The following is a 763-nucleotide window of genomic DNA, read 5'->3' as shown; positions in this document are numbered from 1 at the left end:
TTTCCTTACCGGCAGCCTTTGCCAGTCAGGGTATAGGTATGGTTATCCTGTGTTTGATAGTCCAGTTGGAAGGTGGCTTTGAGCACCTGTAATACAATATCGAGGTCCGTGTCCTGGAAGCTGGCAGTGAAGCGGCAGCTGGCCAGGTCAGCGTTTTGCAATTGGAACTTTATGCCATAGTACCGCTCCAGGTCCTGGAGTACCTGGTCCATAGGTGCAGCATTGAAAACCAGGCTACCCGATTTCCAGGCCCACGCGTTGCCACCCTGAACAGGATGCTCGGCTATACCTTTGGTTTGTCCATCCAGTGTGGCGGTATAACCGGCCGTCACTTGTTTTTCAGATTCCCGATCAGCGGAAGCGAAGATTGCCTTCCCCGAAGCCACGGCTAATTCTACATGTTCTTCCGGAGTATAGGCTCTTAAATTAAAGGACGTGCCAAGTGCAGTAGTTTGTGTTCCTTCCGTCTGAACAATAAAGGGCCGTTGCGGATCCGGGGTTACTTCAAAAAATGCTTCTCCCTCCAGCCTGACCTCGCGTTCCTCTTCATCAAAGTCCGGGTCATAGCCCAGCTTGCTGCCTTTGTTCAGCCATACCTTGCTGCTGTCCGGCAAAACCACCGACGTGGTGCGGTCGCCGGATGCTACTACCTGCAGGCCAAAGTAGGGGAAAAAGAAATGTTGGATCAGCCAGGCTATACCTGTGAGAAGCACAAGGGCAGCCGCTACAGCCACTAATTTACGATACATGAGAATACTTTAAT

Annotated in this window: 1 protein-coding gene; it reads right to left on the bottom strand. The window is 51.5% G+C overall.

Features of this window, described 5'->3' with window-relative positions; translation table 11 throughout:
- Positions 1-5: 5 nt before the first annotated feature.
- Positions 6-749 (bottom strand): FecR family protein, encoded by a 744-nt coding sequence (locus OB13_RS18530; RefSeq protein ID WP_461491672.1) that lies wholly within the window; start codon positions 747-749, stop codon positions 6-8.
- Between the last annotated feature and the right edge of the window lie 14 nt (positions 750-763).

The organism is Pontibacter sp. HJ8, assembly GCF_054824225.1.
The sequence above is the reverse complement of the archived record's forward strand: the minus strand, read 5'-3'. Positions and strand labels throughout refer to the sequence as shown.

What these genes read in the sequence shown, in the direction of transcription:
- OB13_RS18530 (WP_461491672.1), bottom strand. Translation starts at nt 749, where the DNA reads ATGTATCGTAAATTAGTGGCTGTAGCGGCTGCCCTTGTGCTTCTCACA.